The organism is Pantoea sp. FN0305 (assembly GCF_050113845.1).
GTDB classification, from domain to species: Bacteria; Pseudomonadota; Gammaproteobacteria; order Enterobacterales; family Enterobacteriaceae; genus Mixta; species Mixta alhagi.
Genome location: NZ_JBNJSN010000007.1, coordinates 196,324 through 220,128, shown reverse-complemented (window position 1 = coordinate 220,128; position 23,805 = coordinate 196,324). Strand labels below are relative to the sequence as shown.

At 56.7% G+C, this 23,805-nt stretch carries 16 protein-coding genes and 2 tRNA genes; 4 read left to right on the top strand and 14 right to left on the bottom strand.

The window, feature by feature from the left end:
* The first annotated feature begins 5 nt into the window (after nucleotides 1-5).
* Nucleotides 6-470 (top strand): cysteine desulfurase sulfur acceptor subunit CsdE, encoded by a 465-nt coding sequence (gene csdE, locus ACQE3Y_RS15325; RefSeq protein ID WP_426982020.1) that lies wholly within the window; start codon nucleotides 6-8, stop codon nucleotides 468-470.
* On the opposite strand, the gene tcdA is transcribed toward csdE, so the two are convergent.
* Complete coding sequence (tcdA, locus tag ACQE3Y_RS15320; protein WP_426982019.1) at nucleotides 433-1,236, bottom strand: tRNA cyclic N6-threonylcarbamoyladenosine(37) synthase TcdA; 804 nt, start codon at nucleotides 1,234-1,236, stop codon at nucleotides 433-435. The genes csdE and tcdA overlap by 38 nt on opposite strands.
* A 56-nt stretch (nucleotides 1,237-1,292) precedes the next feature.
* Nucleotides 1,293-2,444 (bottom strand): murein transglycosylase A, encoded by a 1,152-nt coding sequence (gene mltA / locus ACQE3Y_RS15315; RefSeq protein ID WP_426973662.1) that lies wholly within the window; start codon nucleotides 2,442-2,444, stop codon nucleotides 1,293-1,295.
* A 202-nt stretch (nucleotides 2,445-2,646) separates the two neighbouring features.
* On the opposite strand from mltA, the gene ACQE3Y_RS15310 reads away from it, so the two are divergent.
* Nucleotides 2,647-2,723, top strand: a tRNA-Met gene (locus tag ACQE3Y_RS15310).
* Nucleotides 2,724-2,772: 49 nt separating this feature from the next.
* Nucleotides 2,773-2,849, top strand: a tRNA-Met gene (locus tag ACQE3Y_RS15305).
* An 86-nt stretch (nucleotides 2,850-2,935) separates the two neighbouring features.
* Here ACQE3Y_RS15305 and amiC read toward each other — a convergent pair.
* On the bottom strand, nucleotides 2,936-4,183 hold the full coding sequence (gene amiC, locus ACQE3Y_RS15300) for an N-acetylmuramoyl-L-alanine amidase AmiC (protein WP_250650771.1): 1,248 nt from the start codon (nucleotides 4,181-4,183) through the stop codon (nucleotides 2,936-2,938).
* Between the two features lie 231 nt (nucleotides 4,184-4,414).
* Here amiC and argA point away from each other — a divergent pair, with 231 nt between their 5' ends.
* Entirely contained in the window at nucleotides 4,415-5,743 is a 1,329-nt protein-coding gene (gene argA / locus ACQE3Y_RS15295; protein ID WP_085070352.1) for an amino-acid N-acetyltransferase, read from the top strand.
* Nucleotides 5,744-5,748: 5 nt separating this feature from the next.
* Here the strand turns inward: argA and recD are convergent, their stop codons facing one another.
* The 11 genes from recD to ptsP form a co-directional block, all read right to left on the bottom strand.
* The gene (recD, locus tag ACQE3Y_RS15290; RefSeq protein WP_250650773.1) at nucleotides 5,749-7,605 is read right to left on the bottom strand and encodes an exodeoxyribonuclease V subunit alpha; all 1,857 of its coding nucleotides are present in this window, start codon (nucleotides 7,603-7,605) and stop codon (nucleotides 5,749-5,751) included.
* A complete protein-coding gene (recB, locus tag ACQE3Y_RS15285) occupies nucleotides 7,602-11,144 on the bottom strand; it encodes an exodeoxyribonuclease V subunit beta (RefSeq protein ID WP_426982018.1) in 3,543 nt (1,180 codons plus the stop codon). Before recB ends, recD begins: the two co-directional genes overlap by 4 nt.
* Complete coding sequence (gene ptrA, locus ACQE3Y_RS15280; protein ID WP_426982017.1) at nucleotides 11,141-14,032, bottom strand: pitrilysin; 2,892 nt, start codon at nucleotides 14,030-14,032, stop codon at nucleotides 11,141-11,143. Before ptrA ends, recB begins: the two co-directional genes overlap by 4 nt.
* 118 nt (nucleotides 14,033-14,150) lie before the next feature.
* A complete protein-coding gene (gene recC / locus ACQE3Y_RS15275) occupies nucleotides 14,151-17,540 on the bottom strand; it encodes an exodeoxyribonuclease V subunit gamma (protein ID WP_426982016.1) in 3,390 nt (1,129 codons plus the stop codon).
* Nucleotides 17,541-17,669: 129 nt separating this feature from the next.
* Complete coding sequence (locus ACQE3Y_RS15270; RefSeq protein ID WP_426973654.1) at nucleotides 17,670-17,984, bottom strand: prepilin-type N-terminal cleavage/methylation domain-containing protein; 315 nt, start codon at nucleotides 17,982-17,984, stop codon at nucleotides 17,670-17,672.
* Nucleotides 17,974-18,384: a DUF2509 family protein gene (locus tag ACQE3Y_RS15265; RefSeq protein WP_426982015.1), complete on the bottom strand. Its 411-nt coding sequence runs from the start codon at nucleotides 18,382-18,384 to the stop codon at nucleotides 17,974-17,976. The genes ACQE3Y_RS15270 and ACQE3Y_RS15265 overlap by 11 nt, the downstream gene beginning before the upstream one ends.
* A 14-nt stretch (nucleotides 18,385-18,398) precedes the next feature.
* A complete protein-coding gene (locus ACQE3Y_RS15260; protein ID WP_426973748.1) occupies nucleotides 18,399-18,938 on the bottom strand; it encodes a prepilin peptidase-dependent protein in 540 nt (179 codons plus the stop codon).
* Nucleotides 18,935-19,399, bottom strand: coding sequence for a prepilin-type N-terminal cleavage/methylation domain-containing protein (locus ACQE3Y_RS15255; RefSeq protein WP_426973652.1), 465 nt, complete (start codon nucleotides 19,397-19,399; stop codon nucleotides 18,935-18,937). The genes ACQE3Y_RS15260 and ACQE3Y_RS15255 overlap by 4 nt, the downstream gene beginning before the upstream one ends.
* A gap of 329 nt (nucleotides 19,400-19,728) precedes the next feature.
* Complete coding sequence (gene thyA, locus ACQE3Y_RS15250; protein ID WP_250650779.1) at nucleotides 19,729-20,523, bottom strand: thymidylate synthase; 795 nt, start codon at nucleotides 20,521-20,523, stop codon at nucleotides 19,729-19,731.
* Nucleotides 20,520-21,395: a prolipoprotein diacylglyceryl transferase gene (gene lgt, locus ACQE3Y_RS15245; RefSeq protein WP_250650780.1), complete on the bottom strand. Its 876-nt coding sequence runs from the start codon at nucleotides 21,393-21,395 to the stop codon at nucleotides 20,520-20,522. Before lgt ends, thyA begins: the two co-directional genes overlap by 4 nt.
* A gap of 162 nt (nucleotides 21,396-21,557) precedes the next feature.
* Entirely contained in the window at nucleotides 21,558-23,804 is a 2,247-nt protein-coding gene (gene ptsP, locus ACQE3Y_RS15240) for a phosphoenolpyruvate--protein phosphotransferase (protein WP_085072293.1), read from the bottom strand.
* Between the last annotated feature and the right edge of the window lies 1 nt (nucleotide 23,805).

Here is a 23,805-nt window from a genome sequence, read left to right as displayed (position 1 = left end):
TCACTATGACGCTTATCGCTCCACATCCGTTTGCTGCACTGATCACCGTTTCATCATTAAAAGAAAAGTTTGCTGCCTGCCCCGGCTGGGAAGAACGCTATCGTCAGCTGATTCTGCTGGGCAAACAGCTGCCGCCGCTGCCGGATGCGCTGAAGAGCACGGAAATTGAGCTGAGCGGCTGTGAAAATCGCGTCTGGCTGGGTCATCAGCGCCTGCCTGACAGATCCCTGCATTTTTACGGTGACAGCGAAGGAAGAATCGTTCGCGGCCTGCTGGCGGTGCTGCTTACGGCCGTTGAACGGCAGCAGCCGGAAACCTTGCTGCAGCAGGATCCGCTGCAGCTATTTGATGAGCTGGGCCTGCGCGAACAGCTGAGCGCCTCGCGCAGCAGCGGGCTGGACGCGCTGGCCCAGGCGGTTCGCGCAGCGGCGGCTAACCCTGACGCGCCGCCTTCGCCAACATTTTCTTAAGCACGTGCGATACCGCCACAAAACCAAAGGTAGCCGTTACCATCGTAGCGGCGCCGAAACCGGAGGCGCAATCCATCCGTTTCGGGCCTTCTGCCGTGCTGCGTGAAGCGCAAACGCTGCCGTCCGGCTGAGGATAAACCAGTGCTTCAGTAGAAAACACGCAGTCGATGCCCAGCTTGCCTTTACTGTTTTTCACCACGCCAAAATCCTGCTTTAGCCGCTCCCGCAGCTTCGCCGCTAGCGGATCCTGAATGGTTTTCGCCAGATCGCTCACCTGGATCTGGGTAGGATCGATTTGTCCGCCAGCGCCGCCAGTGGTTACCACCGGGATCTTATTGCGGCGACACCAGGCAAGCAGCGCCGCCTTGGGCCGCACGCTATCGATGGCATCGATCACATAGCTGTAGCCTGCGCCCATCAGCTCCGCAGTATTATCAGGCGTAATAAAATCGTCCACGCAGTGAACCGTGCATTCCGGATTGATCGCCAGGATACGCTCGGCCATCACTTCCGTTTTTGCCTTGCCGACATTGCCCTGCAAAGCATGAATTTGCCGGTTGGTATTAGTGATGCAGACGTCGTCCATATCGATCAGGGTAATAGCACCGATACCGGTACGCGCCAACGCTTCCGCCGCCCATGAGCCAACGCCGCCGATGCCGATCACGCAGACGTGCGCATCGGCAAACAGCTGTAATGCGTCCTGACCATAGAGACGCGCCGTACCGCCAAAGCGCTGCCGCCAGGCGTCAGAGAGAACTCTCATGAAATAACCTTTGTTGATAGTCAATAGCGGGCCAGAACGGCCCGCTATACAGAAGTTTACTGGCTGGCGCTGACCAGCATTGAACCATTCTGGTTGTTTTGCACGTTACTGAACAGCGTAGTGCCGGTGCCCGGCGCAGCGCGCAGCACCCAAACGCGGCCATAGTGATTAAAGAAGCCGGCCATATGCCCCGCCTCCGGCCCAATGCCCTGATAAATATCAAAGTGCTGCCCTTTGATGGCCCCGCCTACATCCAGCGCCACCATCAAACGCATCTCATACTTACCGGTGAACTTGCCGTCATTATTTAGCAGCGGCACTTCTGCCAGCAGCACCGTGCCCGGCGGGATCAGCGAACGATCCGCCGCAACCGACGCTTTCGCAATCAGCGGCACCGCGCTGGCACCGCGCACCGGCGTAAACTCCTCCGGCTTAAAGAAAACGAAAGAGTTATTGGTTTCCAGCAGCGCACGCACCTCTTCCGGGCTGTGCTCATCGGCCCACTTACGGATCGCCTGCATCGACATATCTTCGCGTTTCACTTCGCCGCGATCGATCAGCTCTTTACCGACGCTGTGATAGGCCCAGCCATTTTTACCGGCATAGCCAAAGAACATCAGCGGACGCCCATCGCCAAAATCCACATAGCCGCTGCCCTGCACATCCATAATAAAGTTATCCATCAGCGAATTGCTGTAGCCAATCACATAGCGCTCATCCAGCGCGCCGCTGTAGATCTGTGCCCGGCTCGGCAATTTGCGGCCTTTACTACGCGGCGGCATACGGTACAGCGGATACTGGAACTCGCCCTGGCGCGTATAGCGCGCGTGGATAACCGGCGTGTAATAACCGGTAAACTGGACGTTGCCGTAATTATCCACCCCTTCCATCTGGTACGCATCCAGGCCAAACAGTCGCAGCTGGCGTGTATCGCCCCCTGCCAGCAACCAGTTCTCAATAGCGCTATAGGTATTATTTTGACGTGTATATAAAGAAGAAGAGGCAAAGCGTATTTCACTGACCTGATCGCCGAAATCTTTACCGTTAACCGGACGCCCTTTGGCATTCGGCTGATTCACCAGCGCCAGAGGCTGCTCGATTTTGCCATCTTTATATTGCTGACCGCGATCGGTCGGCTTAGAGGAACAGCCCGCCAGCAGTGCTAACAGCGCGCCCGTAACCCAATACTTCGTCCAACGTCCTTTCATTGTATTCTCACCTCAGCTGCGTGCAGGGCAAGATAGCAAAGGGGTAATAAGAATGAAATGCGTTACCGGAAAAAGAGTCGCGCCATTTGTTTAATTAATCAGCAAGACGCGGAGATATTCAACAACTGGCGCTATTATCCCAATTAATTTTCAAAAAGGGGTTGCATCATAATCCGGTAAGAGTATAGTGCGCTTCCACGGACGCGGGATGGAGCAGCCTGGTAGCTCGTCGGGCTCATAACCCGAAGGTCGTCGGTTCAAATCCGGCTCCCGCAACCAATTAAGCAGTACGCAATAGAGTGTCGTGACGGAAGCGACAACATCCGGACGCGGGATGGAGCAGCCTGGTAGCTCGTCGGGCTCATAACCCGAAGGTCGTCGGTTCAAATCCGGCTCCCGCAACCAATCATTAAAACACCCTTAAGGGTGTTTTTTTGTATCTGGCGTTTGGTAAAAAACCGGTTCGCCCGCAAGCGCGCTCCCCGGTACTCTCACTTCTTATGGTGCGCCAGCGCCGCCCCTTTTGAAAAATAGGCTTTGATGCCGCCAAGAATCGCTTCAGCCACCTGCTGCTGATAGCGCGCCGTACGCAGCTTGCGCTCTTCCGCTGGGTTACTGATAAAGGCTGTTTCCACCAGAATCGATGGAATGTCGGGCGCTTTTAATACCGCAAATCCTGCCTGATCCACGCTGCGCTTATGCAGGTGGTTAATTTTGCCGATACGCGTCAGCACTTCCTTACCAAATTTCAGGCTATCGGTAATGGTCTGGCTTTGCAGCATGTCGAACATAGTATGGTCAAGATAGCGATCGCCGCTTTTACTTACGCCGCCAATTAAATCTGATTCATTCTGCGTTTGGGCAAGAAAACGCGCCGCCGCTGAGGTTGCGCCTTTAGTGGAGAGCGCGAACACTGAGGAGCCGCGTGCTGCCCGGCTGGTAAAGGCATCGGCATGAATGGAAACAAACAGATCGGCCCGCTGCTTACGCGCTTTAGCCACCCGCACCTTCAGCGGTATAAAGACATCTTCATTACGCGTCATATAAGCACGCATATTCGGCTCTTTATCAATCAGCGCCTTCAGGCGGCGGCCAATTTTCAGCACGATATCTTTTTCACGCGTCTTATGCAGGCCATGCGCGCCGGGATCTTCGCCGCCGTGTCCCGGATCGATCATGATAACGATAGGACGATCGCGCCCGGCTTTACCCGGCAGCGGCGCCTCGGCGGGCTGCGTACGTTCCAGATCGCCCTGATTATAATCCTTGAGCAACGCCAGTAGCGGATCGTCCTGGGTGTCGTACGCCGAATAGAGATCCACCACCAGGCGATGTTGGAAGCCAGCTACCGGCGCCAGCGTAAACAGGCGCGGCGCGACATTTTGCTTTAGCTCCAGCACGATGCGTACGGTGTTTTTATCGAACTGGCCCACACGTGCCGTTTTGATATAGGGATCGTTTTTCTGCACCAGATGCCCTACCCCTTTCAGTACCCGATTCAAGTGCAGGTTTTCAATATCGATCACCACACGTTCGGGATGACTCAGGGCAAACTGCTTATATTTCAGGGCCACGCTTGATTCAATGGTCAGGCGGGAATAGCTGGAAGAAGGCCAGATGCGCACCGCAACAATATGACTGCTGGCCGCTAACCCCACCCGGCTAACGCTCAATAGCCATATTGCTCCAGCGCCCTGTAACAGCCGACGACGGCTGATAACGGGATTAGATTCGGACATGCCGCTCCAGATACTGTGTTGTGTCTAAAAAAAAGCCAGAAAAAAATGTGGCGAAAACTTTAACCCAATCGCTTTTATGCTGTCATCCGGAAAAAAGCCTTAAATGCAGCCTGTTAACCTTATTATCCGATTGTGAAAAATGATAAGCGATAATAAAAGCCGCTTGCACTTCAGGCAACAAAAGAATAAAAATACACAAAAACCGAATAGTCATGCAAAAGAGGGTTTGCCGTGAAGGAACGTAGTACCGCACTGGTTCAGGGTTTTCGCCATTCCGTTCCCTATATCAACGCCCATCGGGATAAGACCTTTGTCATTATGCTCAGCGGCGAGGCGATTGAGCATGATAACTTTTCCAGCATAGTTAACGATATTGGTCTGCTGCACAGCCTCGGCATTCGTCTGGTAGTGGTATATGGCGCACGGCCACAAATCGATGCCAGCCTGGCGGCACATCAGCTGGAACCGGTCTACCACAAGCATACCCGCGTAACCGATGCGCAATCCCTTGAGCTGGTTAAGCAGGCCGCCGGACGTTTGCAGCTGGATATTACCGCCCGCCTGTCGATGAGCCTGAGCAATACGCCGCTACAGGGCGCGCATATCAATGTGGTCAGCGGCAACTTTATTATCTCTCAGCCGCTGGGCGTGGATGACGGCATCGACTATTGCCACAGCGGCCGTATTCGCCGTATTGATGAAGAGGCAATCCACCGGCAGCTCGACAGCGACGCCATTGTTTTGATTGGCCCGGTAGCCGTGTCGGTGACTGGCGAAAGTTTTAATCTGACGTCGGAAGAGGTGGCCACGCAGCTGGCAATTAAACTGAAAGCGGAAAAAATGATCGGCTTCTGCTCTGAGCAGGGCGCGACGGATGATGAAGGCAATATTATTTCTGAACTGTTCCCGAACGAGGCGCAGGCGCGTATTGAAACCCTGGAACAGCGTGGTGACTACCTTTCAGGAACGGTGCGCTTTTTGCGCGGTGCGGTTAAGGCCTGCCGCAGCGGCGTGCGTCGCAGTCATTTGATCAGCTATCAGGAAGATGGCGCGCTGTTACAGGAATTGTTCTCCCGTGACGGCATCGGCACGCAAATCGTGATGGAATCCGCAGAGCAGATCCGACGCGCCACCATCAACGATATCGGCGGCATTCTGGAGCTGATCCGTCCGCTGGAACAGCAGGGAATTCTGGTGCGTCGCTCGCGTGAACAGCTGGAGATGGAGATCGATAAATTCACCATTATCGAGCGCGATAACCTGACCATCGCCTGCGCGGCGCTCTATCCTTTCCCGGATGAGCAGATTGGTGAAATGGCCTGCGTGGCGGTTCACCCTGACTATCGCAGCTCTTCACGCGGCGAAATGCTGCTACAGCGCGTTGCTTTGCAGGCGCGTCAGCTGGGGCTGAAAAAATTGTTTGTATTAACCACCCGCAGCATCCACTGGTTCCAGGAGCGCGGCTTTACGCCGGTAGATATCGAGCTGCTGCCGGAAAGCAAGAAGCAAATGTATAACTACCAGCGTCGTTCTAAAGTCTTGATGGCCGATTTGACCTGACCGGTTTAGAACAGGATCTCCTGATGTGGGGCGCGCAGACGCTCCACCAGTCCGCTGCGCCGCTGGGTACGCACGGCAACCGCGCGCGCAAAAATTTGCCGATCGGTATAAAGCGTTAACCGGCTGCGCGCGCGGGTAATGGCGGTATAAACCAGTTCCCGCGTCAGCACCGGCAGATAGTGGTTAGGTAACACCAGCGCGGTATGTTCGAATTCCGAGCCCTGCGATTTATGCACCGTCATCGCCCAGGCGGTATCGTGTGGCGGTAAACGACTTGGCTGTACCGCCTTAATCGTGCCGTCGGGCAGTGGAAAGAACACCTTCAGCGCGCCGCTGGCATCATTCATCGCAACGCCAATATCACCGTTAAACAGCCCCAGCGCGCTATCGTTGCGTGCAATCATTACCGGCCGACCGATATACCAGCGGCTTTGCGCCTGCGGACGCCGAATTCGTCGCTGCTTCAGCAACTGGCGTTCGATACGCTCATTCAAACCCGCCACGCCAAATGGTCCTTCGCGCAGCGCACATAACAGCCGGTAACGGGCAAAGGCTGCCAACACCTCATCCGCATCCGCATTGCGCTGGAGCAGCGTTAAATACTCTTCATAACCTGCAATGCCCTGCTCTAAAAGCTGCTGGTAATGTTCAGCACTGCTTAGCTCGCTGCGACAAATATCCTCAAAGCCCGCGCCGAAAACCTTTTCCGCCGCTTTGGCATCACCCGCGTTTACCGCCTGCGCCAGTTGGCCGATACCGGAACGGGCATCGAAACGATAACTTTTGCGCAGCAGACAGATACTGTCGCGTACGTTAGGCATATCTTCCCCGTCCGCCCCATCCAGCTGACAGCCGGTAAGCAAAGCCAGCTGCCGGGCACGCGCCGTACTGTAGCCCGCTTCAGCGCAGCGGCAAATATCGCCCAATACCGCGCCCGCTTCGACCGATGCCAGCTGATCGCGATCGCCCAGGAAAATGACCCGCGCATGTTTTGGCAGAGCGGCAATCAGATTTGCCATCATCGGCAAATCCACCATGGAGGCTTCATCCACCACCAGCACATCAAGATGCAGCGGGTTACCGGCGTGGTAGCGCAGCCGCTGGCTGTTGGGCTGCGCGCCCAGCAAACGATGCAGCGTGGTCGCTTCTTCAGGAAAGGCTGTACGCTCAGCGTCGCTTAGCCGCAACGCCTGCAGCGCCTTGCCTAATGACTCCGTTAACCGCGCGGCGGCTTTACCGGTGGGCGCGGCCAGACGAATACGCAGTTTTTGTTGCGAAAGGCGAATCAGCGCCGCCAGCAGTTTAGCCACGGTGGTGGTTTTTCCGGTACCCGGCCCACCGGAAATCACCGAGATGTGACGGGTAATGGCCACGGCGGCGGCGATCTTCTGCCAGTCGTCCGGGCGATCGCCGAACAGCTCATTTAATATCTGCTGCAAATCGGCGTCATTGAAAGCGGGCACCGCCTGCTCGGTGGCGATAAAACGCGCCACATGGCCTTCGCCTCGCCACATGCGGTGCAAATAAAGCCGCTGCTGCGCGACCACCAGCGGCGTCGGCTTTGAGCCATCGCTTACCGCGTGGCTTTGCAGCAGCAAACGCTGCCAGTCTTCCGGCTGACCTACTGTGCGCCAGATTTCCGCCGCCAGCTCCGGCTGACGTCCGGCGAACAGTTGACCGTCACGAAAATGATCGAGCGGCAGGCAAACGTGTCCTTCTCCCGCCTCGGCGCTTACGCAGGCCGCAGCCAGCATCAGCGCGGGTTGCTCATCATCCGCCAGCATATGGGCGAACTGCAGATCCAGCGCACGTATCAGGCGTTTTTCTACCGCCTCGCGCAGCAACTCGCTGATTTTTCTCATTCCGCTTCCACCTTGTCTCCGGTAAACAGGCGATCCAGCGCCATGACAAAATCTGCAGACGGACGGTGATGAAACACACCGTTTTCACTGGCGCTGCCGTCCATTCCGCGCAAAAAAAGGTAAAACACACCGCCGAAGTGGCGCTGATAATCGTAATCCGCTACACGATGGCGCAAATAGCGATGCAGCGCCAGCGTATAAAGCTGATACTGTAAATCGTAGCGGTGACTAATCATCGCTTCCGCCATCGCCTGCGGCGTATAGGCGGCGCTCTCTTCGCCCAGCCAGTTAGATTTATAATCCAGCAGGTAATATTTTCCCTGCCAGCAAAAGACCAAATCGATAAAGCCTTTCAGCATCCCCTGCACCTGCTGAAAATTCAGCTCCGGCGCGCGTGCCGACAGCGTATCGTGCTGACGCATTACCGCGTCCAGCGCCGGCGCGGTCAGCAGCTGATGCATCGGCAGATAAAACTCCAGTTCCACCAGATAGCGGCCCGGCGTTAATCCCGCCAGATGAATGCCGTCCTGATTAAGCGGCGTTTGCAATACCCGGCTAATCCAGTCGCACAGCATCGGCAACCATTGCTCGCCAAAGCCAGCCAGCTGTAGCTGCTCCGCCAGCCATGCCTCATCCGGAGGCTGGTTAAAATCCAGCGTTTCAAACAGGCCATGCAGAAAGGTGCCCGGCGAAGCGCCGCGCGGAAAGGTATGCGGCGTTAGTGCTGGCGCAACAACGTCTGTGGTTTCTCCTGCCGCATCGACATCAAAACGCGGTGCCAGATCGAGCGCAACCGTCGGGCCATGCTGTTGCAGACCGGAGTAGCTGGTAACGCGCCAGTGATCCTGCAGCGGGCGGGATATCACCGGGCTCTCCAGCTCCGGCATACTATCGCCTTCCGGTTGCCAGCGCCCTTCCGCAGCCTCTTCCGGCATCACTACCTCTACCGCGTCGTTGCTTAGGCCATACAGCGCTTGCTGTAATCCGCTGGCGTTTAGCGCTTCACCACGCTGAACCAGATAGCCCACCGCGCTTTTGTGCAGATCGCTGTCACCTTCTTTTTTACGGTTGCCCTTAATCAGCGGCGCAATGCCGATGCTACAGTGATAAACAGAGCGGGTCAGCGCCACATAGAGCAGACGTAAATCTTCCGCCAGCCTTTCCTGCTCGGCCAGCGCCAGACTCTCTTCATCATCGCTCAAATCCAGCAACGCCTGAAAAGTCTGTCGATCGTGATATAGCCCCTGCGCCGCCTCGCGGAAGTTAGCGGCAAACGGCAGCCAGACCAGCGGATACTCCAGCCCTTTGGATTTGTGAATAGTCACAATCTGCACCAGATGACGGTCGCTTTCGAGACGCAACTGCTGACTGGCGGACTGATGGTTAGGCTGCGCGACCTGCTGTGCCAGCCAGCGCACCAGCGCATGTTCGCTATCCAGCTGCGCGGCGGCCTCCTGTAACAGCTCCCCAAGATGCAGCAGATCGGTCAGACGCCGTTCACCGCTTTCTGAGGCCAGCAGATTTTCTGCAATGCTGCGCCGGGTCATTAATTCACGCAGCATAGGCAGCACCCCGCGCTGCTGCCAGCGTTGACGGTAGGCCGCAAATTCTTCAACCAGCGCGTCCCAACGATCTTCATCCTGACTCATGGCGTCGATGGTGGCGGCGTCCAGCCCCAGGATACTGGTGGCCAGCGCGCTGCGCAGGGTACGCTCCAGCTCCGGTGCCAGCACCGCCTGCAGCAGCCACAGCAGTTCACGCGCTTCCGGCGTAGTAAACACGCTGTCGCGGTTAGATAAATAGACCGAAGGGATATTAAGACTTTCCAGCGCATCGCGTATCACCGCAGCCTCGCTGCGGCTGCGCACCAGAACGGTAATATCGGAGGCTCTGACCGCCCGCTGGTCGCCCTGCTTGCCCACCAGCGCTTCACCCCGCAGGCCAGCCTGCAGCCAGTGGAGGATTTCCGCCGCGCACTGACGCGCCATCCACTGCTGGTATTCGCTAACGCCCACGCCTTCGCCGGGCTGCAGCCAAAAGCGCAGCGCTGGCTGCACCGTGCCGTCAAGATGGAAACCGCGCGTTTCATTGGGCGGCGCGGCGTTCACCTCAATAAAAGGGATCTGGCTGAATAAAAACGGGTTCTCCAGCCGGGAAAAAAGCTGGTTGACGCTGGCGACCATCGCTGGCGATGAACGCCAGTTAGTGTCCAGCGTATAGTGCGCGCTGATTTCGCTACGGGCGCGCATATAGGTAAAAATGTCCGCGCCGCGAAAGGCGTAAATCGCCTGCTTGGGATCGCCTATCAGCAGCAGCGCATTTTCCGGCTGGGCGATATAAAGCCGCCGGAAAATACGATACTGCTGCGGGTCGGTATCCTGGAACTCATCGATCAACGCAACCGGATAGCGGGCACGAATGGCTTGCGCCAGTAAATCGCCGCCGGGCTGCTGCAGCGCTTCATCCAGACGACTCAGCAAATCATCAAAGCCGAGCAGCGCCCGTAGCTTTTTCTCTCTGCGGGTTGCCAGGCGAATATCTTCCAGCGCCCGGGCAATAATCAGATCGCGTAGCGAAAGCGGCTCGGCGAAGAAGTCATCTACCGCCGTAAACAGCGGATGGCGTGGCGGTTCGCCCTTTTTGGTTTTCTCCAGCAGCACGCTCTGGCGAAAACGCGCCAGATCTTTAGGCACCGTATAGCCCTGGGTCTCTTCTTCTACCCAGGTTGCCACATTATTCAGCCAGGCTGGTAAATGCTTACTACTGTAACTCCGCTTATCAACGCCAGATTTTTCAATCAGCTCGCGCAAATCTGCTGCCGCCGCACGCCATTGCGCCTTCAGGTTATCAATGCGCGCCACGATTTTCTCATGACGCTGCGCCAGCGTTTCTTCGCTATCCGGCGCATATTTTAACGCTGGCGATTCGCCATGCAGCCATGGCATTAAGGTGGCGAGCAGCTGTTCCGGTCCGGTCCACTCCTGCGCAATGACTTTGGCAATCGTCAGCGGCAGCGGATAGCAGTGGCGACGCCAGAAGTCGGCGGCGGCCTGACGGCGCAGCGCAGATTCATCTTCAATCAGCTGCTGCTCAAACAGCATCCCGGATTCAAAGGCGTTGAGGTTCAGCATCCGCTGACAAAACCCGTGGATGGTAAAAATCGCCGCTTCATCCATTTGCCGTTCGGCGGCCAGCAGCAGCGCGGCGGCATCAGCAGGATCGCTAATCTCCTGCATCAGCGCTGCCAGCACCGGATTGGCGCTGCTGCCGCGCACGCAGGCCAGCCGCAGCTCATGGATATTCTGCCGAATACGTCCCCGCAGTTCAGCGGTGGCCGCCTCGGTAAAGGTCACCACCAAAATCTCTTCCACCGACAGCGGACGATGAAAAGCATTATCCTGCCCGAGGCCAAGCAACAGCCTCAGGTAGAGTATGCCGATAGTAAAGGTTTTCCCGGTTCCCGCTGACGCCTCGATAAGCCGCTCTCCACGGAGCGGCAGTGTTAGCGGATCGAGCCGCTGGGGATTGTTGTCACTCATTTCTTCTCGCTTGTCACCGGCAGCGTCTGCTGCAGGCTGCTGACGTTCGGCCAGGTTTTCCAGCCTTGCGGTGATGCATAGTCAGCTTTTCCATGCTGGCTGCCGGAAATCTGCGACAGCATAGCCAGTCCCTGCTTAGCGATCACCGCCTGGTGGAAGAAATCTGCCAGGCTCTGCGGCGTCAGCGTTTTAAGTTGTTCAATAACCTGTTCACGGGTATCAAAAGCGTAATTTTCCCGATAGAAATCTTTGCCATAGCGCGCCGCCTCTTCATCCAGCGTTTGCGGACGCTGCTGCAGTTCATTAATCAGCGCCGCCTGATACTGGGCGAAATCCTGCTGGCTTAACCCCCGCAGCCGCTTTTCAGCATCGGCATAGAAAGCTTCATAGCGTTGCAGCAGCAGAGCGGGCTGTTTGCTGTTGCTTTGCAGCAGAAAACCGATGCCCCACTGGCGTCCCACTGACATCGGGAAGGTAAAGACCGCATAGCCCAGCTGTTGTTGAGTACGTAACTGGTTATAAAACCAGGGTTGAATAATCTGACTCAACAGCGAGCTGATAGCAATACTTTGTTCTTCACCGTAGCCCACAGGAATGTAAACCGCAGCCAGCGCTGAGTCGCTGCTGCTGCCCGCCTTCTGAATATTGGCGCGCAGCGGCTGGTTAATCAGGATATCTTCGCTGTGCCACCAGCTTTTGCCCTGACAGTTAACCTGCTGCTTAACTTCACGCGCCAACGACGTCACCATTTGCGGGGTCATGTTGCCCACGACCAGCATCTCCGGCGTCGCCTGCTCTGCCAGCATGCGGCGATAGTCGTTCAACTCCTGCAGGCTAATGGAATCCAGCAGCTTACGGCGCTCGCTGCGCTCGGTATAAGGAAGCTGCGACAACATCCGTACCGGCTGAATCGCCTGCTCAAACGCTTTGCCTTTTTCTGCCGCATCCAGTTGTTCTTTATACCAGGACTTGGCCTGCGCCAGCTGATCTTCCGTCGGAACATAATTGACGTAGCCCTGCAGCAGGGTAACCAACAGTTTGGGCAAACGTTGAGTAAAGCCGCTGGCGCTAAAAATGACGCCATCACTTCCGCTGGTGGAAAAGCTAATGCCGCCGACCGCCGCCTGTGAGCTCAGTTCATCAAGCGCCAGACCCGCCAGATAATCATTCAGGGCGAACAGCACCTGATGACGGGCGCTATCCATCGCCGCCTTATTACGTAATGCCAGCATAATATCGGCTTTCGGCTCGCTGGCATGATAGCGGCTTGGCATATAAAAGACGCGCAGCCCCGGCTCATTAATCAGCGGTTGCGGATGGGTTATCGGCTTTTCAGATGCCGGAATTAAATTAAAATCATCGGGGATATAGGGATTCAGAGCAGGCAGATCCAGCTTGATATTTTCGGCCTCCTGCTGCCACTTATTGAACAGTTCGGCGCTGATTTTATCTACCTGGTAAGGCGCTTCGACAAAATAAGCGACTTTGTTATGCGGCTCGTTGGGGCTGATATACCAGATGCGCGCATTCTGCGGCGTCATCTCTTTCAGGCGCGCGCTGATTTCCGCCGGATCATAGCGGTCAGCAAGGTAGGAGGCATTAAGCGTATACTCGACCGGCACCCGCAGCATGGTATCCGCCAGCCATTCGATATAATCCATATCGCGCGTAATCGACGGATAGCGATAATCGATATCCAGCACATGCGCCATCTCATCGAAATAGCGTTTATCGATACCCTTATCGCGCAGCATGGCCAGATAATCAAAAATCGCCGCGACTACCCGATCGCGCTGCGCCAGGCCTTTATCGGTTAGCGAAACGCTAATGCCAAATATACCGCCGTTACGCGTAATGAGCGGATCGGCGCCAGCATCAATGGAATCGGCCAGCCCCTGACTTTGCAGCCAGTCGGAAAGCGTATTTTTGCTGCGGTTGCTAATCAGGTAACCGATCAGCGTATCGGTTTTGCTGCGAAAGCGATCGCTATTGTTATCAATTCGGAATTCCAGGCGCAGTTGTTTACGCGGCTGGGCCGGTACGTAATGAATGATAATGCCTTTTTGCTGGTCGGTGACCACCGGCACGTTGATCGCAGGGACGCTGGCGTGACGATTGCTCACGCGCCCAAACGTCTGCGCGGCGATAGCGGCCAGCTCCGGCAGCGGTTTATTGCTGTAGATAACCGCTTTCATCAGGTTGGCTGAGTAGTGCTGCTGATAAAACTGACGCAGCGCATCCTGTAGTTTGCTGTCTGGTTTGTCGCTCAGCGTCTCCAGGTTACCGCCCGAGAAGCGCGCCGCTGGATGCGCCGGATTTAATGTCTCCGCTCCAACCTGAGCCATCCGATGTCCGTCACGGGAACGCGCCATCGTCAGTTCAGCGTTAACGGCATTCCGCTCGCGATCGGCATTAACCGGATCAAGCAGCGGCTCGGCGATGGCGTCAGCCAGGCGGTCGACGGCCGGGGCCAGCGCATCATTTTCCACTTCCAGATAGTAAGCGGTACGGTAAGAGGCAGTGCTGGCATTATGGCTGCCGCCATGTTTCTTCAGAAACTCCGCCAGGTTATCCGGCTGTGGATAGCGCTTCGAGCCCATCAACACCATATGCTCAAGATAATGCGCCAGGCCCAACTGCCGATCGGGATCGTCCAGCGAACCAATTGGCAACGTCAGCGCCGCCAGCGATTTCGTTGCCTGGGGATCGGAAACCAGCAATACCGTCATCTCATTATCCAGACGAATCGCCTGATAGTGACGCGGATCTTTATTGCTCTTTTGAATGGTCCGATCGAGAGGCTGCCAGCCTTTCTCAGCGCTGGCTACCTGGCTAAACATGGTGAAAATCAGTAACAGACTGGCTGTCCAGACAGCGTACTTTCTCATTTAATCCCCTTGAGTGTTATCCTTTTTCCAACGCGGTGTCGCTGATCAAAACAACTATCACCACTGAAATCTGGCGGGCTGGCTTCCCGCCAGGCGCATCTACTGTAGGTCAAACTGGCTACTCATCATTTTTCTGCGTATCGCTGCGGTTAAAACGCAGCAGCGGCAACAGCCACTGTTCGGCTGCAGCGCAAATGGCATCAAGCTGCGCCGCTTCCAGCGTACGGAACAGCCGTTGCAGATAGGGATCGCTCCCCTCGCCTTCCATTTGATAGTTGCCCTGCCAGGCGGTTAACAGCTTCGCCCGCGCTTTGGTTTGCGTGGCCTCATCCATTAGCATGATGTCGTTTTTAACGTCATAGCTCGCCTCCAGCCAGGCACCCCCGGTTTTCGCCAGCAGCAGCAACGGTGAACACATGCCGTCACGATAGCCTTCGACATAGCGCGTAAGCCACTCCTGCGCCTGCTGCGCATCGATCGCGTCAAAGCACCAGCTGCTCTCTTTGCGTCCCAGCATGCGGCTCTGCCCTTTTCCACCCAGCGCACACCACGCCAGATGCTCCAGCCACAGCGCCAGCCCATCGGTGAAGTTCAACACGCCAGGCCGCCAACGCAGCAGGCCGCTATCCTGCACCTGCGGCAACCAGCCGTTAAGTTTGACGCCTGCAATGGTCAGGTCGATTTCCATACTGCGACTTTCAGCGCGCAACGCCCTGACCTGTTCAGCCAGCGGCGTCATCTCTTCCTGCTGCGTTTGCCAGAAGAGTTCACCGAAAGCGCCATAGGGCAACACGCCCGCCGCGCGATGATGATTGAACAGTCGTTGGGTATCTTGCTCTTCAATCAGCGCGTTTAGCAATTGGGCGTTGATCTGATAGCGATCGAGCGCATCCAGTACAAAGGGTTCGGCATCTGGCAGTTCGGTCTGCTCCAGCGCAAAACTCACGCCGAGGCGCATAGTAAAGAAAGCGCGAACCGGATGCCGCCAGAAACGCAGCAGCTGTTCAAAGCTTAGCTCACGGAGCTCCAGTGGCGGCAGCGGCTGCATAAATGGTGGATGCGGCTCGCCGCTGCCACGCGCAGCAGGCAGCCACTCATGGGCGAAACTGCGATACTCCGCCTGCGGCGCGAAGTTTTGCGGATCGAACGGCATACGGCTGTGCAGACAGTGCAGATGCGCCAGCACCCGTTGAGCGCTGCTGTCTACATCCAGTGCCTCGTCGCCCGGCAGATGAAAGCTTTGCCCAATATAGTCCACCAGTTCAGTGACCAACACCGAAGGATATCGTTCCGTATTATCCTGAATCGAGCGGCCAATATAGCTGATATAGAGTTTCTGCTGGGCTGAAAGCAAAGCCTCAAGAAACAGGAAGCGGTCATCGTCGCGGCGGCTGCGGTCGCCCTTTTGCGGCTGCTGCGCCATTAAATCAAACCCCAGCGGCGGCAGCGTACGCGGATAGACGCCATCATTCATGCCCAGCAGACATACCACGCGAAACGGCACCGAACGCATCGGCATCAGGGTACAGAAGTTAACCGGCCCGGCCAGGAAACGCTGGCTGATGCGCTGCTGATCGAGGCGCGAGGCCAGCTCATCGCGCAGCAGCGTAGCCGGAACGCTATCAACGTAGCGCGCCTGCAGACCATAGGCCATCACCTGCTGCCACTGCTCTTCAATCAGCATCAGCGCAGCATCGGTATTCACATCGGCAGCAAAAAAGGTTTGCAGCATTTCACGGCACAGTGGTTGCCAGTCGCTCAGCGTACGCGGCTCAGCCAGCACCTGACGCCAGTGGTTAAGCTGCATCAGCAACTCTGCCAGATTACCGGCCAGCTCGGCGATTAACCCGCTGGACTCATCGTAAGGCAGGATGCCGTCCCAGTCGCCATGCATGCTCTCCATGGCATAACCGAGCAACATTCGCGTGATGCCGAAACGCCAGGTATGCTGGCCGGTGGGCGGTAGCTTCAGCTCACGCACGTTATCATCATCCAGCCCCCAGCGAATGCCGGATTCCTCTACCCACATACGCAAACGGCGCAGCCCTTCCTCATCAATAGCAAAGCGCGTTGCCAGTGCCGGTACCTCCAGTAGCGCCAGCACCTCTTCACAGGCAAAGCGGCTTTCCGGCAAAGCGAGCAGGTTAAGAAAGGCCATAATCGCTGGATGGGCGAAGCTGGCGCGGCGATCCGAAATGGCAAAAGGCAGATAGCGATCTGAGGATGCGTTGCCGAATACCGCCTGAATATATGGCGTATAGGCATCAATATCAGCCACCATCACGATAATATCGCGAGCGGTCAGCGAGGGATCCGCCTCCATCATAGCCAATAATTGATCCTGCAAAACTTCCACTTCACGCTGCGGGCTGTGACAGACATGCACCACCACGGATCGATCCCGAGGATCGAGGCAGCGCTTTTTATGGCTGCTTTTCAGCTCTTCCGCATCCAGTCCAATCACCGCGTTATCTTCCAGCTCCAGCAGATCGTGCTGCAGCACCTGCAACAGCGTGTCCTCCGGGACATCGACAAAAGCATCAATTTCCCTCGCCTCCATTTGTGCCAGCAGATAGAGGTTATCGCGCCCCAGTTTGCCCCACGAGGCCAGCAGCGGGTTGGTCAGCTGTTGCTCTCCGGCATCGTTAAATAATGAAGAGGCTGCGTCGGGATCACGAAACAGGGCAATGTCCTGCTGCTGCTGATGATGGCGACGGCGGCGGCTTTGAAGTTTCGCCAGAAACGCGTAATCCTGGATATCGCCCCAGTAGTGCCGACAAGGATTGGTAAACAGCAGATGAATATCGATATGCTTGCCCAGCGCCTGTAGCGCCTGCAGATAGACTGGCGGCAGCGCGGAGATCCCACAGATAAAGACGCGGTCGGGCAGGCCCGCCGGACGTGATTCGCTGCTTTCCAGCTTTTGAATAAAGCGCGCATACAGGTTGGCGCGGTGCCACTCTGGCTGATCGAGATCGCGGGTATATTCCACCAGCGCGGCCCACAGCGGGGCCTGCCACTGCTGCGCCTCGCCCAGCCCATCGATCACTTTCCCCTGCTGCCAGCTGTTCAGCCATTCCGGGCGATAGACCAGATACTGGTCATAAAGATCGGCCACGCGCGAAGCCAGCTGGAACAGCTTACGTTTGTCATCGTCGTCGTTGAGATAGTGCTGCAACGGGCGAAACGCCTCCTGACGCAGCAGATCGGGCAGCAGCGTCATTAGCTTCCAGCTCATGCTGGCTTTATTAAAGGCGCTCTCTTTGGGGATGCCGGGCAAGACGCGCACAAACATATCCCAGATAAAAGAGGCGGGCAGCGGAAAAGCGATATTGGCCGCAATACCGAACTGTTGCGCCAGCTGCATCTGTAGCCACTGCGCCATGCCCGGGCTTTGCACCAGCACCACCTCGGACTGAAAAGGGTCGCGTAACGGTTCGTTTTCAATCAGATACGCCGCCAGCGATTTAAGAATATCGAGCTGGTTGGAGTGATAAACCGTAAACATGTTGGCTCCTGTTCAGTGCTGCTACGGCGCGTTAGCGCGGGGACACTCTACCCCTTAAATTGGCTAATGCAACCGTCGCGCAAAAAAAGCGCAAAAGTACGATGAATAACAATAGGCCCGTAGGCGGCTTCAACGATGCGGAACGCTATTATCGCAGCGCAGCTGGTCCAGCGTAACAGCAGAGAGGCCGGGCCGGAAAGCGGTGGCCCGCCATAACAGGCAGCCCTCTACCGCAGGCAGTTTGTGTAGCGAGGTTTGCCAGCCTTCGCTCTCCTGCCCCTGCAGACGCAGCGCCGCCATGCGCCACGCTTCGCGCTGTTGCCACTGTTGATAAAAGCCAGCTGCCAGCATCTGCTGATAGTGCAGCAGCGCCGTTAAACTCATGGCAAACAGCAGCAACGCCAGCAGCGTTTCCACTATGCTGAAACCTCTTTCACCCGACATCAGGCAGGCAGCCCTCTGACAGAGGAAGCGGGCAAAAATCGAGCCAGCCATGTGCCAGCGGTTGCCAGCGCCCCTCCGCTACTGGCGTCAGCCACTGCCATAGCGCCAGCGCCTCCCCTGTTGATGACTCTCCGGCACCGCGCAGCAGTGCTTCACCGTTATGCCTGAGCAGTATGCAGGCGCGCCAGCCATATGTCGGCTGCTGCTGGCAGTGCCAGCCCTGTTGAGTCGGCCAGCTCAGCCTTGCGCCCCAGGCCAGCGCCGAAAGCGCATGGTGATGCTCCCGCAGGAACTGACGTTCATCCGTAACCAGCGACAGCGCACCGTCCAGCTGTTGCCGTGTGGCATGCAGCAGGCCAGAGCCGAGCAGTAGCATTAGCAGCACCATCGCTATGGCCATGCCGCCATCTTCTCTTAAGGCAAGTTGTGGGTGCTGATGATGCTTTGCAGCCTGAGTGCTGACGTGGAAAAGCCTGATGATTCGCCGCCGAGCGTCACCTTCACCTGCTGCCCGACGCGGGTGAAAGCCAGTTCGCCAATGGTTAGCGTGGCCGGATCGGACAGGCTCTCCCAGCCACTGCCGTTGCAGCTGCTCACGCCGCGCTGTATTTCCAGCCGTTGATTGCGGAGCCGGTATCCGTACCATTCGCTCTCCTCATGCTCCGGCCCTTCCCAGCGACCGTTGCTGTTTTCATCCCACCGGATCAACAGACAGCGCTGTTGAATGATAAGCGGTGTTCCCTGGCAGAAACCGTGACAGTAACCCGCTCGCCGAATCGCTTTTTCCAGCACGCTCATTATTTGCTGCAGCTCTTCCTGTAAACGCATCTGGCTTTGCAGCTGTATATTTTGCCGCTGCAGGTGCGGCAACAGACGCAGCGCCCCCAGCATTAAAATGCCGCTCAACGCCATTGCGATCATCATTTCCATCAGACCAAAGCCAGCCTGTTTCACAAACATGGCGCAACCTGGCAAAGCCGAATACGGCCGCGTGAGGAGATAATCATGCGCCAGCGCAGCGAGCCTTCGCCAAAAATAATGTGCCCTGCTTTTGCCACGTTGCGTTTACCGTAAAACCCCGGCGCACCTTCAATGGCAATGATATGGACCTGCGAATGCGGCGCCAGCAGCTGTAAACGTCTGCCGCTAGCACAGCCCGCCGCAGGCACGGCGCCGCTGCCAAGACACCACCTTTCGCCCGTTAACAGCCATAACGGCTGTTCCCGGTTATGCCAGTTGGCCCAGGCGCGCACGCCGTGTAAAAAGCGTTGCAGCTGCCGGGCAGTTTCCTGCATGCGCTGACGCTGCTGCCAGCTTTGCCAACTCTGCAACGAAGCGAGGCTCAGCAACGCGGCTATCGTCAGCACCAGCAGCAGTTCCATCAGGGTAAATCCATCGGTACGCGTTTTTTTCATGGCGCTATTGTGCCGGGCTGAAGCGTCGCGACCAGTACCATATTGATGGATTGCGGTCTTGCTTCCCGCTTTTTTAATCGTTTTACAGCTGTTTGCGCTGCGCTGTGACGTCTGCCACGCCACAAGGCGCATGACGGTTCTGCAGCTGGGTTCAGTGCCGCATGTCGATTGTTTAAATAGAGAATTAATGAAGGAAAAGCAGACGTTATAAAAGTATCGACAGCTGCCGCAGGCTAATCTCTACCAACAGCGCAGGATGGCGTTAGCCGCCTGTTACCTACTAAGAACAGACGCCAGCGGCGCGAGTGTGCGCTGCTGGCGTGCCGGAGTTATATCGCCACCGGCGCTTTAATAGCGGGATGCGGATCGTAGCCTTCGATTTCAAAATCTTCGAAGCGGTAATCGAACAGCGAGGCGGGCTTGCGTTTGATGACCAGCTTCGGCTGCGGACGCGGTTCGCGCGTCAGCTGCAACCGCGCCTGCTCCAGATGGTTGCTGTAAAGGTGCGTATCGCCGCCGGTCCAGACAAAATCTCCCGGCTCCAGATCACACTGCTGCGCCATCATATGCACCAGCAGCGCATAGCTGGCGATATTAAACGGCAGCCCCAGGAACACATCGCAGGAGCGCTGATAAAGCTGGCAGGAGAGCTTGCCATCCGCCACGTAAAACTGGAAAAACGCGTGGCACGGCGCCAGCGCCATCTCATCCAGTTCACCAACGTTCCAGGCTGAAACGATAATTCGACGCGAGTCGGGATCGTTTTTCAGCTGCTCAAGCACCTTCGTCAGCTGGTCGATTTCACGACCATCAGCCGCGCCCCAACTGCGCCACTGTTTGCCATAGACCGGTCCGAGATCGCCATTTTCATCGGCCCACTCATCCCAAATCGAGACGTTATTTTCTTTCAGATAGGCGATATTGGTGTCACCGTTCAGGAACCACAGCAGCTCATGAATAATTGAGCGCAGATGGCAGCGTTTGGTGGTCACCAGCGGAAAGCCTTCCTGCAGATTGAAACGCATCTGGTGGCCAAAAATCGACAGCGTGCCGGTTCCGGTGCGATCGTTTTTCGGCGTGCCCTCGTTCAGCACTTTCTCCATTAATGCCAGATACTGCTTCATTTCTGTTCACCTGTTTGTAGCTGCGGGCGACGACGGTACGCCCAAATCATCATGATAATGCCGGCCAGAATCATCGGTATCGACAAAATTTGTCCCATGCTGATGCCGCTAAACAGGCCCAGCTGGGCATCAGGCTGACGGAAGAACTCCACGATAATGCGGAACGCGCCGTAGCCAATCAGGAACAAGCCGGAAACGCTGCCCATCGGGCGCGGCTTGCGAATAAACAGGTTAAGGATGGCAAACAGCACAATGCCTTCCAGCACCAGTTCATAGAGCTGTGAAGGATGACGTGGCAGCACGCCGTAAGTTGCCAGCAGTGATTGCCATTCAGGGTGCGTGGCGACCAGTGCCACATCTTCGCTGCGCGAACCCGGGAACAACATCGCCCAGGAGAAGTTCGGCGCGACGCGGCCCCAAAGCTCACCGTTAATAAAGTTACCAAGACGACCAGCGCCGAGCCCGAAGGGGATCAGCGGCGCAATAAAGTCAGCGACCTGAAAGAAATGACGTTTTGTACGATGCGCAAACCACATCATCACCACGATAACGCCAATCAGCCCACCGTGGAACGACATGCCGCCATCCCAGACTTTGAACAGATAAAGCGGATTCTCCAGAAACAGCGGCAGGTTGTAGAACAGCACGTAGCCGATGCGACCACCGAGGAAAACCCCCAGGAAGCCCGCGTACAGCAGGTTTTCCACTTCCTCTTTTTTCCAGCCGCTGCCGGGCTTGTTGGCCCGTCGTACCGCCAGCCACATCGCAAAAATAAACCCAACCAGATACATCAGGCCGTACCAGTGCAGGGCGACGGGCCCGATGGAGAAAATCACCGGATCGAATTGAGGGAAAGCCAGATAGCTATTCATCTTTCACCATTAATGTCATCCGTCCACAGGCTGGACGATGGATAGTTCACTCCTTGCGCGCCGCGTAATACACAGCGCCTCTCAGCCAGGAAAAACCGGCCAGGCATGATAGCATAGCCGTTTTATACCGGGTTCATCGAAATGTAAACGTGGATAAATGCCTTAGCGGCCGCCGCGAATGAGCCCGCCCAAACCGCGTCGCTCCATAAAGGCCGCGACCTGATGACGGACTTCAGTTGCCGTTTGCGCCTGCAGGCTGCGTTCAGCCAGCACCTGTGCCTCTTCATGGTCGATGTGGCGCAGAAGATACTTCACACGCGGTACGTTTTTGCCGTTCATGCTCAGATGGTGATAGCCCAGACCAATCAGCAGCGCCACGCACATCGGATCGCCCGCCATTTCACCACACAGGCAGAGATCGATCTGCGCTTCGCGCGCAGATTCTGCAATCGACTTCAGCGCTTTTAGCATTGCCGGATGCAGCGAATCATACAGGTTGGCTACGCGGGTATTGTTGCGATCCACCGCCAGCAGATACTGCGTCAGATCGTTAGTGCCCACTGATACAAAATCAACGCGCCTGGCCAGATGCGGGATCATAAACAGCATTGAGGGCACTTCGATCATAATGCCAATGCGCGGTTCAGGGATCTCATAGCCCAGCATCTCTTCCACTTCTTTGCCGGCGCGATCGATCAGACGACGCGCTTCGTCAATCTCATCGATGCTGGTGATCATCGGCAGCAAAATGCTGAGGTTGCCGCTGGCGGCGTTAGCGCGCAGCATCGCGCGCACCTGCACCAGGAAGATCTCCGGCTGATCAAGCGTCAGGCGTATGCCGCGCCAGCCCAGGCAGGGGTTCTCTTCGCTGATGGGCATGTAGGGCAGCTGTTTGTCCGCGCCGATATCCAGCGTACGCAGGGTTACCGGCTTATTCAGAAACAGCTGCAGCATGCCCTGATACTGTGCCACCTGCTCCTCTTCGGAGGGGAAGCCATTTTGCAGCATAAACGGGATTTCGGTGCGGTACAGGCCGATGCCGTCCACCCAGTTATCCATTGCCTGCTCATGCTCAGCACTCAGGCCCGCATTCAGCATAACCTGAATACGTTCGCCGCTTTTCAGCCTGGCGATCTGCTCAACATCATCTTCCGCCAGTCGGCTCAGCTCATTTTCTTCGCTGACCAGCTGTTGATATTCCTGGATCAGTACCGGTTCTGGATCGATCAGCAATTCGCCACGATAGCCGTCAACGATCAGCAAGCGCTTATTTAACAGCTCAGGCAGAATATCCGCACCCATTACTGTCGGAATGCCCATCGCCCGCACCAGGATCGCCGCATGGGAGTTAGCCGCGCCGTCACGCACCACGACGCCTGCCAGCCGCTCCTGCGGCAGCTCCGCCAGCGTGGTTGCCGTTAGCTCATCCGCCACCAGCACAAACCGCTCCGGCCAGGTGTTGGTGCCCTGTAACGTATCGTCAAGATGAAACAGCAGGCGCTGGCCCAGCACGCGCAGATCGCCCGCGCGCTCGCGCAGGTAGGTGTCCTGCAGGCTGGCGAACTGAGCGGCGAATTTCTCGATGACCTTTTTCACCGCCCATTCCGCTACCGATCCGCTGTCGATCTCGGCAAACAGATCCTGCTTAAGCCGCGCATCGGTTAACAGGTGGGAATAAAGATCGAAGATCGCCGCGCTCTCTTTCTGCACGCTGGCGCTGAAGCGTTTGCTGAAGCGACGAAATTCGTTGCTTGCCTCGCTCATCGCCTGCGACAGACGTTCACGCTCGCGCCCGACATCCAGCGTCGAAGCGGCGAAAACATGCTCCAGCGAGGGCTGCGTGGTATCGACCCAGCCAGGCGCAACCGCCACGCCAGGCGCTGCCGCCAGCGCACGCACGCGTTTTTGGCGGAAATGACCAAACAGCTGGCTAACCTGAGATTGGGTGATCAGTGTGGCAAGTTGAGTCGCGAGCGTGACCAGAAAAGATTCTTCGCTTTCATCAAACTGGCGATGCTCGCGCTGCTGCACCACCAGCACGCCCAGCAGCTGACGTCGGGTAATGATCGGCACACCGAGGAAGGAGCGGAAGCGCTCCTCTTTAACCGAAGGAATATATTTGAAGCTGGGGTGGCTTTGCGCATCCGCCAGGTTGATCGGTTCCGCCAGCCGTCCAACCAGCCCGACGATACCTTGATCAAAAGCCAGCGTGACGATCTTACCGCGCGGCTTTTTCAGTCCGCGCGTCGCCATCAGGTAATAGCAACGACGATCGTGATCGGCGAGATAAATGGAGCAGACTTCAGTTTCCATGGCGAAACAGATTTCGTTTACCAGGATCTCAAGCGCTTCTTCGAGGCGCGGAGCGCCTGCCACTTTCTCTACAATCTCACGCAACTGAGTCAGCATC

What these genes read in the sequence shown, in the direction of transcription:
- thyA (WP_250650779.1), bottom strand. Translation starts at nt 20,523, where the DNA reads ATGAAGCAGTATCTGGCATTAATGGAGAAAGTGCTGAACGAGGGCACG.
- recD (WP_250650773.1), bottom strand. Translation starts at nt 7,605, where the DNA reads ATGAGAAAAATCAGCGAGTTGCTGCGCGAGGCGGTAGAAAAACGCCTG.
- mltA (WP_426973662.1), bottom strand. Translation starts at nt 2,444, where the DNA reads ATGAAAGGACGTTGGACGAAGTATTGGGTTACGGGCGCGCTGTTAGCA.
- lgt (WP_250650780.1), bottom strand. Translation starts at nt 21,395, where the DNA reads ATGAATAGCTATCTGGCTTTCCCTCAATTCGATCCGGTGATTTTCTCC.
- ptrA (WP_426982017.1), bottom strand. Translation starts at nt 14,032, where the DNA reads ATGAGAAAGTACGCTGTCTGGACAGCCAGTCTGTTACTGATTTTCACC.
- recC (WP_426982016.1), bottom strand. Translation starts at nt 17,540, where the DNA reads ATGTTTACGGTTTATCACTCCAACCAGCTCGATATTCTTAAATCGCTG.
- amiC (WP_250650771.1), bottom strand. Translation starts at nt 4,183, where the DNA reads ATGTCCGAATCTAATCCCGTTATCAGCCGTCGTCGGCTGTTACAGGGC.
- ACQE3Y_RS15255 (WP_426973652.1), bottom strand. Translation starts at nt 19,399, where the DNA reads ATGAAAAAAACGCGTACCGATGGATTTACCCTGATGGAACTGCTGCTG.
- recB (WP_426982018.1), bottom strand. Translation starts at nt 11,144, where the DNA reads ATGAGTGACAACAATCCCCAGCGGCTCGATCCGCTAACACTGCCGCTC.
- ptsP (WP_085072293.1), bottom strand. Translation starts at nt 23,804, where the DNA reads ATGCTGACTCAGTTGCGTGAGATTGTAGAGAAAGTGGCAGGCGCTCCG.
- ACQE3Y_RS15265 (WP_426982015.1), bottom strand. Translation starts at nt 18,384, where the DNA reads ATGGCCATAGCGATGGTGCTGCTAATGCTACTGCTCGGCTCTGGCCTG.
- ACQE3Y_RS15270 (WP_426973654.1), bottom strand. Translation starts at nt 17,984, where the DNA reads ATGTCGGGTGAAAGAGGTTTCAGCATAGTGGAAACGCTGCTGGCGTTG.
- csdE (WP_426982020.1), top strand. Translation starts at nt 6, where the DNA reads ATGACGCTTATCGCTCCACATCCGTTTGCTGCACTGATCACCGTTTCA.
- tcdA (WP_426982019.1), bottom strand. Translation starts at nt 1,236, where the DNA reads ATGAGAGTTCTCTCTGACGCCTGGCGGCAGCGCTTTGGCGGTACGGCG.